The sequence below is a fragment of the Bacillus sp. MMSF_3328 genome (assembly GCF_030733525.1).
In the GTDB taxonomy this organism is placed as follows: Bacteria; Bacillota; Bacilli; order Bacillales; family Cytobacillaceae; genus Bacillus_AB; species Bacillus_AB infantis.
Genome location: NZ_JASHIV010000006.1, coordinates 233,748 through 243,942, shown reverse-complemented (window position 1 = coordinate 243,942; position 10,195 = coordinate 233,748). Strand labels below are relative to the sequence as shown.

At 37.7% G+C, this 10,195-nt stretch carries 12 protein-coding genes; 8 read left to right on the top strand and 4 right to left on the bottom strand.

Annotated features, from left to right (window positions below):
• The first annotated feature begins 35 nt into the window (after positions 1-35).
• The 4 genes from RBB45_RS13180 to RBB45_RS13165 all read left to right on the top strand — a co-directional run bounded on the left by RBB45_RS13180 (position 36) and on the right by RBB45_RS13165 (position 2,430).
• Entirely contained in the window at positions 36-686 is a 651-nt protein-coding gene (locus tag RBB45_RS13180) for a helix-turn-helix transcriptional regulator (protein WP_306009738.1), read from the top strand.
• A 10-nt stretch (positions 687-696) separates the two neighbouring features.
• Positions 697-1,071: a RidA family protein gene (locus RBB45_RS13175; RefSeq protein ID WP_306009737.1), complete on the top strand. Its 375-nt coding sequence runs from the start codon at positions 697-699 to the stop codon at positions 1,069-1,071.
• A 73-nt stretch (positions 1,072-1,144) separates the two neighbouring features.
• On the top strand, positions 1,145-2,248 hold the full coding sequence (locus tag RBB45_RS13170; RefSeq protein WP_306009746.1) for a threonine synthase: 1,104 nt from the start codon (positions 1,145-1,147) through the stop codon (positions 2,246-2,248).
• 29 nt (positions 2,249-2,277) lie between these two features.
• Positions 2,278-2,430 carry a hypothetical protein gene (locus tag RBB45_RS13165; RefSeq protein WP_306009736.1) on the top strand — a complete coding sequence of 51 codons (153 nt, stop codon included), beginning with the start codon at positions 2,278-2,280 and terminating at the stop codon, positions 2,428-2,430.
• A gap of 68 nt (positions 2,431-2,498) precedes the next feature.
• On the opposite strand, the gene istB is transcribed toward RBB45_RS13165, so the two are convergent.
• On the bottom strand, positions 2,499-3,266 hold the full coding sequence (istB, locus tag RBB45_RS13160; RefSeq protein ID WP_306009735.1) for an IS21-like element helper ATPase IstB: 768 nt from the start codon (positions 3,264-3,266) through the stop codon (positions 2,499-2,501).
• Positions 3,266-4,858 carry an IS21 family transposase gene (gene istA, locus RBB45_RS13155; RefSeq protein ID WP_306009745.1) on the bottom strand — a complete coding sequence of 531 codons (1,593 nt, stop codon included), beginning with the start codon at positions 4,856-4,858 and terminating at the stop codon, positions 3,266-3,268. The genes istB and istA overlap by 1 nt, the downstream gene beginning before the upstream one ends.
• A 266-nt stretch (positions 4,859-5,124) precedes the next feature.
• Here istA and RBB45_RS13150 point away from each other — a divergent pair, with 266 nt between their 5' ends.
• From RBB45_RS13150 to RBB45_RS13140, 3 genes are read left to right on the top strand one after another with little or no spacing between them, the layout of a single operon-like run.
• Positions 5,125-6,486: a helix-turn-helix domain-containing protein gene (locus RBB45_RS13150; RefSeq protein WP_306009734.1), complete on the top strand. Its 1,362-nt coding sequence runs from the start codon at positions 5,125-5,127 to the stop codon at positions 6,484-6,486.
• Complete coding sequence (locus tag RBB45_RS13145; protein ID WP_306009733.1) at positions 6,479-7,126, top strand: GyrI-like domain-containing protein; 648 nt, start codon at positions 6,479-6,481, stop codon at positions 7,124-7,126. Before RBB45_RS13150 ends, RBB45_RS13145 begins: the two co-directional genes overlap by 8 nt.
• Positions 7,119-7,493 carry a VOC family protein gene (locus RBB45_RS13140; protein WP_306009744.1) on the top strand — a complete coding sequence of 125 codons (375 nt, stop codon included), beginning with the start codon at positions 7,119-7,121 and terminating at the stop codon, positions 7,491-7,493. The genes RBB45_RS13145 and RBB45_RS13140 overlap by 8 nt, the downstream gene beginning before the upstream one ends.
• Positions 7,494-7,522: 29 nt before the next feature.
• On the opposite strand, the gene RBB45_RS13135 is transcribed toward RBB45_RS13140, so the two are convergent.
• Both RBB45_RS13135 and RBB45_RS13130 read right to left on the bottom strand, forming a co-directional pair.
• Complete coding sequence (locus RBB45_RS13135; protein WP_306009732.1) at positions 7,523-8,053, bottom strand: GNAT family N-acetyltransferase; 531 nt, start codon at positions 8,051-8,053, stop codon at positions 7,523-7,525.
• 124 nt (positions 8,054-8,177) lie between these two features.
• A complete protein-coding gene (locus tag RBB45_RS13130) occupies positions 8,178-9,161 on the bottom strand; it encodes a LacI family DNA-binding transcriptional regulator (protein ID WP_306009731.1) in 984 nt (327 codons plus the stop codon).
• 84 nt (positions 9,162-9,245) lie between these two features.
• On the opposite strand from RBB45_RS13130, the gene RBB45_RS13125 reads away from it, so the two are divergent.
• Entirely contained in the window at positions 9,246-10,079 is an 834-nt protein-coding gene (locus RBB45_RS13125; protein WP_306009730.1) for an HAD-IIB family hydrolase, read from the top strand.
• Positions 10,080-10,195 lie beyond the last annotated feature (116 nt).

Below are 10,195 nucleotides of genomic sequence, written 5' to 3'. Positions count from 1 at the left end.
AATTGAAAGGAATTTAAAAAATGAGGTAGTTAGACATGGAAGAAATTAAGAAAGTATTAGAGAGTTTTATCCCTATAGCAAAATCTACTGCAAAAATGTTTGGACCAAACTGTGAAGTCGTTATTCATAATTTGACGAACCCTCAAGCATCTGTAATGTTTACAGTAAATAACCATGTTACAGGAAGAGAAATCGGTCAATCATTTGATCATCTAGTGAAGACTGTATTACAATCAGAAGATTTTAAAGAAGATTATCTAGCAGGTTATACATATGTAACAGAAGATAAGCGTACTATTCGTTCTTCGACTTCATTAATACGTGATTCCAAGCAAAAAGTGATTGGTGCTTTCTGTATAAATTTTGATGTTGAAGCACTGAATCAAATGCAACAATTTATGAATACTTTTCTTTCTACACAGGTTGAAGTTCAAGAGAAGGAAACAAAATCAGATGATGATATTGAAAATGTTGAAGGAATAGTGGATCAATTGATTCAACAAATCATTCAAAATAGTGTTCATCCAGTCATGAAACGCCATGAAAAGATTGAATTAATAAGATTTATGGACGAAAAAGGCATTTTTTTAATGAAAGGATCGGTTGAGAAGGTCGCATCTTTGTTAGGCATTTCCAAAGTGACAGTTTATAGTTATTTGGATGAAATCAAAAATAAATCAAGTTAAGGAGAAATAAATGAAAAGCATCTTTGAAGTAGGAAATTTAAAATCAAATGGACACTATGCATTAGCAACAGTTCATCAGAACACTGTCTATGTATCAGGGCAATTTGCCATTAATCCAGAAACCTGTGAAAAGACATTTGGCACCGTCGAAGAAGAAACATTACAAGCACTTAAGAATGTGGAAATGATTGTAGAAGCAGCTGGAAGTAAAAAAGAGAAGATTTTGCGTATGACACTATATATTCCGGATGTGAAATTATGGGATAAAGTAGATGCTGTTTATAAGGAATTTTTCGGTGGACATAAACCAGCTCGTACCGTTGTACCAACTAATGAATTACATTTTGGATTCAAAATTGAAATTGATGCCATAGCATATATTTAGTTATATTTTTTTACCTATTTTGTATAAAAAAGTCTAATTCATATAAAAAATTATTCGAAAGGATTGATAAATGATGAGACAATTTATTTGTAACAGTTGTGGCAAAAAGCATGATATTACACCAACTCTATGGAAATGTGAATGTGGCGGAGTATTAAACATAATAAAAGATACCCCAAAAGTTGATATTGCAACTTGGAATAACTATCCAAACTCATTATGGCGTTATTTTGAAACCATGCCATTCGCAAAAGATTCTAAGACATGGGAATCCGTGACAATGGGTGAAGGTCAATCACCTTTAATCGTTCTAGATCCTATGGAGCCAAATACGTATGTAAAAGTTGATTACATGATGCCTACATTATCCTTTAAAGATCGAGGAGCCGTCGTTTTGATGACAAAGGCAAAAGAATTAGGGGTATCAAAAGTAATTGCTGATAGTAGCGGTAATGCAGGAACCGCCATTGCAGCTTATGCAGCACGTTGTGATATTGCCTGTGATATATATCTAAGTGATGAAACTTCACCGAAAAAGATCGCTCAAATAAAAGCCCATGGAGCAACGATTAAAGAGATCAGTGGTACACGAGAGGACATTGCAGCTGCGGCACAAAAAGCAGTAGATGAAGAAAAAGTTTTTTACGCAAGTCATGTGTATAATCCTTATTTTTATGAAGGAACGAAAACATATGCCTATGAAGTTTATGAACAATTAAATGGTGCGCCTGATGCTTTAATTATTCCTGTTGGAAACGGTACGCTTCTCCTAGGTGCGTATTATGGCTTTAAAGAGTTATTTGAAAATGGATTAATTGATAAAATACCGAAAATCGTTGCCATTCAAGCGGAGAACTGTGCGCCTCTTGTGAAAGCTTACCAAACTGGAGAGAAATCAGCACAACCTGTTACGAATAGAGGTACTTTAGCGGAAGGGATAGCTATTGCTGCACCAGCGCGTTCCAAACAAATTTTAGAAGCTGTACGGGAAACAAATGGTACATTTATTGAGATTCAAGAAGATGAGATTCTAAAAGCACGGGAGAAACTTAGTGAAATAGGTTTTTATGTTGAAGTGACATCAGCGACCAACTATGCCGGTTATTTAAAATATGGAAAGAAATTGGCTGAAAAAATAGTCATACCTCTTTGTGGTGCAGGTATTAAATCAAAATAAACCCAAAAAGGCCAGCTAGGTGAAAAAAGATGAATGGAGAAAAATTTGCAGTCACAATGATTGTGGGAACTAAATCATTTGAAGTATGTGAAAAAATGTACTTAAACAAACGGGTGCATTACTTTAAGATCCAGCTGCCATTTCAGGCGGCTGGATCTTATTTAACAAATGGGACAGGTTAATTGAAGAGTGATTCAGCAATCTTGTTACGGAGTGTAACCGTCAAGTAGTTTTGAACAGTTTCTGCTCATTAAGATTGAACACTTTTTGCCTCAAAAATTGTTCTCCGATTTTTAATTCGATAACTTTCTCCGTTTAAATGAATCACTTCAACTTTATGAAGCAGCCGGTCTAATATGGCTGTTGTTATTCCTTTGTCTCCCATCAACTCTCCCCATTGTTCAGGCCCTTTGTTTGATGTAAGAATGATTGAACTTCGTTCATACAAGTCGTTAATAAGATGAAAGAATAGATTAGCTTCTCGTTGATCCATAGCCATATACATTAAGTCATCTACAATGATAAGATCTGCTTCTTTTATAGCTTTAAGTTGAAGCTGGGATTTACGGAGATAATCCTGGGTCTTAAGGATATTTATTAGTTCTCCCATTGTGTAAAAGGATACTTTATATCCGTTTTGAATGGCTTCCAGTCCAAGGCCAATCGCAATATGGGTTTTACCCACACCAGGCGGGCCCAAAAGAATCATATTGTATTGCTGTTCAAGCCACGTCAGTTCTTTTAGTTGCTCTAATTGACGGGTGCTGAGAGATTGCTGTTCGGCAATCTTAAACTCATCAAGTGTTTTATAATAAGGAAACTTAGCCTTTTTCAGTCTCTTTTCCCTGTTTTTCTCCTCGCGGCGCTTCAGTTCAAAGGATAGTGTTTCCTCTAAAAATTCCAGATAAGTCCACGAGTGCTTTTCTGCATTTCGAAGCAATATGGGCAATTCATTTGCTGTTTCCGCCATCCGAAGATGGCGGAAGTATTCTTGAAGCTGCTGTACCGATCGTGTCATTATTTAGGTCCCCCCATAATCTCTACATACGTTGACAGTTCCCTTGTTTGTGCAGTGGCTTTTATGACGGTGGTGTTCTTCTTCATTTCCTGGAATGTAGGGGGAGGAAAGAATTCGTTTTCTGTCAATCGGTGAAGGTGTTGAGCGACATCACGAAGATCATTCGCACTCCAAAGATGTTCTTTAACGCATTGGATAAGGGCGTCATCAATGACATGCCGATACTGGTTAATCGTATGTTGAATGATTTGGAGATGGTCTCTCATGTACCTTGGATATCGGTAACCAACCTCTTGGATGAATTGTTTTGCTTGATCAGGATTTGATAATTGACGTATAACAGTTTCTTTATAAGCTTCAATTCCTTTGGAACGATCTCTTCCGTGGTTCCGGTTTTTAATCAATTCTCCTTTTCCCAGACATAATCGATGACGGGCAAGAATGTCTCCTTGCGGAGTGGCCGTAATGATCAACTCATTTTCTTTTACTTCAATATAAACGGTATTGTCACCCTTTGGCCGGAAGGTTCCGAGCGGCAGGGAATATCGGTTTGATTTGTATTTAATTACATTGTCCTTATGGACAGTCCTTGTTATACTGTTATTTAGGTTGCTCTCAATAGAGAGCAGGGATGAGACTGGTCTTAAGTGTTGCTTTTCCAGGGCGTGCACTTCAGCCGGTCTCTTTTTTGTCGTGTTATGTACGTTTTGGTTGCCTGTTCTTTCAAGCCAGGCAAGGCACTTTTCATTCCAGCTCTCCAGGTTGAAGAAGGTTCGGCTTTTGGCAAAGTTCCCTTTGATGAACTTGACCACATTTTCTATCTTTCCTTTGCTTTGAGGATCTGCTTTCCTGCATAGATAAATTCTGAAACCACGTTCCTGCTTATAAGCTTGAAAGTCTCCTGTAAGAATGAGATCTCCGGCATTTTCATTTACTGTAACCAAGTGGTCTTGGTCATAAACCATTTCTTCCGGCATTCCTCCAAAGTACTGAAAAGCACTTTCATGACAACGGATAGTATCTCTTGTGGTAAACGGTCTGTCTTGCCACTCCACATATTTATATCTGGAATGAGATAGAACGAATGATATAAAGTATAGTTTCACTTCTTTATTCTCCGTATTTTTAACTTTCATTTCTCCCCAGTCTACCTGTGCCTGCAAACCCATAGGAAGTTCTTCTACTGCTTCATGATCACGTGTCCGAATTACTTTTGGGATATGGTAAGTATCTCTCAAGTCACTTACATAACTTCTTAGGGTGCTGCTTCCAATTGTGATGGATGGGTTCTTTTCCTTCAGCCAGTCCTCAATTTGAGCTGAGGAAAGATCGGGATGTTCTTTTAGCCACGTAAGGATGAGATCCCGATAGGGATCCAACTTCTTGCTTCTTGTCTTAAGTGTAGAAACCCAATCTGTTGCTTCATCAAATGACATCTCCAAGTATTTATAGACGGTGTTCCTTGATATTCCTAATTTCTTAGAGATAGCTGCGACTTTAAAGCCTCTTCCCCTTAGTTGATTTACTTTGATATACAAAACTAGTTTTTCCACCTTTCGATTCCTCCAGCTAGCACGATGTTTAAAAATCATCATAGCCTAACGGAGGTTATTATGGGTGAAAAAGTGTTCATTTTTGTCGAGCAAAAACTGTTCACTTTAGTCTAGCAGTTACACGGAGTAGGCAATTACTGCCAATAAACTACAAGCCGTACTTAAAGCATGAAGCGGAGAATGCTAGGCTGATGAAATAATTAGTTTTTGATAAAAAAGGACAAAAGTAAAATCTATATCTTTGTTATAGTTACAGTCAAGGAGTTATTCTTACATAATCTTCCTGGAATGAAAGGTGGTGAATAATGAATTATTTAGTTAGTGTTCAAGCGGCAATAGATTTTATTGAAGAAAATATTGAAGAGAAAATAGAGTTAGAAGAAGTTGCAAAAATCGCCTCCATGTCACTCCCGCATCTATACCGTATGTTTTATTCTCTTACTGGGCATCCGGTAAAAGATTATATGCGTAGAAGAAGAATCAGCATCGCGTCAGACCACCTAAAATACTCTAATCGCACGATCATTGATATAGCTATCCATATTGGTTTTGAATCACAGGCATCTTTTACAAAGACATTTAAGAAAATAGTTGGCATTACCCCGAAAGTATATAAAGAATCAGAGATGTTTTTTTGCTTTGAGCGGATTGACTTATACGAAAAGATTAATTATCTGGAGAGCCGTGAGCTATTTGATAGATACCCGGACATAAAGGTTATTCAGCTGAAAGACATGGCGGTATTAAGTTATATACATAGATCAGACCGTTTAGAAGGAATCGAAAAGGATGCCCTTGCGGCCGTTCAACAGCTAGTTCAAGCATCTGATATAAAACAGAAAAAATTGAGGATCCTTGGACGAAATATAGAATACGATGAAGCTTTCGATAAGATATCTCAACCATATGCATATGAAATCATGATATCTATTGAAGATCCTGTTGTTTATTCCATAGCCGGAATGTATTTTAAAAGGATTCAGGGTGGAATGTATGCAGTAGGGGTAACAACATCAACTAATGACTCCAGTATTCTTTCGTTATGGAATCAAATGTATTCAGAGTGGCTGCCTAAAAGTTCGTTTAATGAAGGTACACATACGTATTTGGAAGAGTACATGACCTTTAATGAAAAACTTGTTCGAATGAAACTATATTTGCCGATAGAACGCCAGTTAAAGCCTGAGATGATTACAGTAGAGGAAACAGAACCTTTTCGGGTCGGGTATAGCAGGGTTTACGGACATGCATGTCAGGAGAAGGCAGATAAGAATTTATCTGAATGGTTAAAATCAAATCCCCCAATAGACTATTCTAGCGCTAAGCTTTACTTTTCATACAGCTATGATTCTGAAAATGACTTGGAGCATTGGAGTGAATATGGCATTACCAATTATTTAAGTCATGAAGATATTAACACTCAACGTATGAATCAAAAGATATTGGGCGGCGGGTTATTTGCTGTGATGGAAACTAGGGCATATGGAACACTTGCGGGTATTTTAGAAATTGTTCACCGGTGGATCGTAAGTGGAGGAACATATATTCTCGATGATTCCAGGCAGTGGTATGCTCAATATCATTCCTCTGATGTAAGTCCATCTAACGCTCGCATGAGTGTGCGAATCTATATTCCTATTATAGAAAGGAGCGAATTGTATGGGTGACAGAGCGGTAAGAAACCATTTTCCTATAGAAGATTTTCATCCACAGCGAACACCTCAATCATTGCAAGTTCTCATAGGCCAGCGGGAGAAGCATCAGATAAGCAGAAAACTGGAAGTTAAGACAGTTATCATTGAAGAGTTTAAAATGCTGGCTTTAAAAGTAAATGGGCATATGGAAAACTTTGAGGCAGGGAAGGAAGTCCGTAAGGCATGGAAAAAACTAACCCATATGATATCTTCCAATGATTCTATTATAGTGGAAGAAAACGAAGGAATTGTCTTTTATGATCAAGGAAATATGGTGAAATCAGACGGAACAATTGACCTCTGGGTAGGAGTTAAAGTGACTAACATTACCCATATACCGCAAGAGTTTAGTTGCTTCACCATACCAAAAAGAAAGTATGCGAAAATGGATTGCTGTTGTTTTAGCAGAGCAGAGATGGATCGGAGATATCATTATTTAAGGGAATGGATTAAAGAAGAAGGATATCAGATTGATCTTGATGCCGATGCTTTTTCTCTTGAACCCAATCGCCTTGATGCATTAAATCCGTTTGACGTACCAGCTCATGAAATTCAGACATTTGATTTTGATATCTTATACCCCATAAAAAAAGGAGAGGTAAATGATGAGTAAATCTTTCATTGACCAAGTACATTATATGAGAATCCCAGTTAGAGATTTAGACCAGTCTGCACAATGGTACAGGGATGTATTAGGGCTTCAATTATTAACCATTACAGATGATCCATTTGCCATTTTTAACATTAACGAAGGACCTTTTTTAATCATTCTAGTTCCTGCTGAAGAAGAAACCTTTGCCCATTTTACACTCAATAAAGAAGCTGCCTTTAGCGTTGCATTTACCAGTCCAGAACTGACTCAATTTCACCAGCACTTAAAGGATCATAGTGTTAAGGTGGATGAAATACAAGAAGATAATGGACATGCTTTTTTCACCTTTTATGATTTAAATGGTAATAAGCTTCAGACACATTGGTAAAGAGCCAAGGGGTCTGTCCCCTTGGCTCTTTAATCTGCTGCCAGCAGAGAAAATAGGTTGAGATCAACAAATCGTCCTTTGGATTTTTCCGCTTTTCTCATTGTTCCTTCAAAGTGGAAATTTAACTTTTTCAGGACCTTAATTGAGTTGGCGTTCTCTGGTTCTACTTTTGCTTCGATTCGATTAAGTTTTAAATCGTTAAAGGCAAATTGTATTAAACCATTAATAGCCTCAGGAGCATATCCCTTGCCCCAATGATCTTTACTTATTTCGTAGCCAATCTCAGTTTTTGCATTTTCAAAGTCTAAAATGTTAAAACCGCAGGATCCAATAATATCATTAGATTCTAACTCAATTATTGAGTAGCGGTGTGCAGTGTTTTCTTTTGATAGTTTGTCTAATAATAAAATCATTTCTTCGGCCTGATTTTTGTCAGTGAGCCTATCAATATTCATAAACTTAGTGACCTCTGGATTGGACCAGATTTGGAACAATCGCTCTGAGTCTGATACTTGCATTTTTCTTAATAGTAATCTTTTTGTGCTAAGGTCTTTAATCAATATTTTCACCTCCAGTATGTTCTTATGCGGGGTTAAGATATTGATATCTGGGCATAGTTCAGTCCTTTCATACAATGATGATCATATTATACAAGCTTTTTGCCAGATAGAGAAATTTTCCATATTAAGTTTTCCTGATCACGAGGTCCCCTTTATACATTTTTCTGACAGCAGGAGGCTCTTTGCCCCCAAGTCTGTCCTGTAAACAGGTAATCAAATCGCTGACCATCCTATCAGTCTGATTTTGAATACTGGAAAGCTCAGGGGAAGTTGTCAGGCAAATTGGATGGTTGTCAAAACCAATAATTGAAAAATCCTTTGGAACAGAAACACCATGGTTTTTAGCGGAGGATAGTAAGCCTGCTGCTAAAAAGTCACTGCCTGCAAGAACTCCATCATAGCTGCAATGACTTGAAAAAATTTCATTGCCAAGCAGTATACCTTCTTCAATTGTAGAGTACCCGCTTATCTTTTGCCGGCCAGTACATACTTTATTTAAATCCAGGTGAGCTTGTTTGAACCCTTCCCATCTTTTTTGCTGAAGGGGAGTTCTTTCTTCATCTGCACAGAATAATAGTTGACTGCGTCCTTCCTTAAGCAGGTAATGCGCAGCCGAATAAACCGCATCCCTTTCATCGAGTGAAAAGACGTCTAAATGTCTTGATTGAAGGGGTTCATTGCAAATAAATGCTATCTTATCTCTGACCTTCTGTTCTATCTCCTTCTCACCTAATAAAGTATGGGTGATGATCACCGCATCCATCTCATTTTCAGCTAACTTCTCATAAATCTCGTTTTCTTCATCCATAGAATAAAACGTTTGGAAAATCACTATCTTATATCCGATCTCCCTGCATTTCGCTGCAATCATGCCAACCAGCGGGCTGAAATAGGGATGATCCAGGACCGGGATCGTCACACCAATCGTTTTTGTTGACTGTGTTCTGAGATGGACCCCCCGTGCGTTTCGGACAAAAGACAATTCTTCTATTGCTTTCATCACTCTTGTTCGGCTGTCTTCTGAAACATGAGGATGGTTATTGAGGACACGAGATACCGTGGACTTAGAAACGCCGCTTAGCCGAGCTATATCTATAATGGTAGTCATTTTATTTACCCCTAAAAAAATATTGACCTGGGAACGTTCCCTGCATATATCCTATAAGCAGCATAGAACAGGGAGGTATGAAACGTGACATTAAAAGTGTATCATTCCAGCGGAAATCCTGACTACTTAATGGTATTTGATTTTGATGAAACCTATTTTCCTCATGAGCTAAAAGATTGGCAGTTAAAAGACTTATATGAACTTGAACAGTATCTTGAAAGGCTTCTTCATAAGAAAAATATCAAAATTGGCTGGGTAACAGGCAGCAGTATGGATGATATCCATAAGAAAATGAGAGCAGCCCGGATTAACTTCCTTCCACATTTTATTGCCTCCAATCTAGGAACAGAATTATGGGAAATCGATTCCGGCGGAAATTTCTATCAAAATCAAGAGTGGGAAAAAAGAATTAAAAAATCTGGATTCAGCCATAGAGTGGTTGAAGAACTTATTAATGATCTAAGATCGCTATATGGGATACAGCTGCGAAAACAAACCCAATTTGGCCAAAAATCCTTTAAAATGAACTATTATTATTTTATAGAAGATAGTGCGAGGGTTAAATATGACTTAAATATCATAAAACAACTGGCACGAAATAGCGGAATAAACTTCAATATTAACCGCTGCAATCCTTTAGCTGGAGATCCCGAAAATGCATTTGATGTGGATTTCATTCCACAAAATACAGGTAAAAGGGCAGTAGTTCATTTCGTAATGAAACAGCATAGAATCTCTGTTGATCATGCATTTGCGTTCGGCGACAGCGGGAATGATATAGAGATGCTGAAAGCGGTAAAGCATGGGTACTTATTGAAAAATGCTACAGAAGAAGCGAAACGGCTGCATGACATGATGACGGCAGATCCTTATGCTAAAGGGATTCAGCATGTTTGCAGCAGTTACTTTAAATTTTAACAGGAGATAATGCGCCTTTTCAGTGGGATAGATTACAGAAGCAGGTGACATATTTTCCTATACAACAATGAGACAGCTAGTAATAAAGCTAGATGTACTTTGGGGCAGGTTAGTTG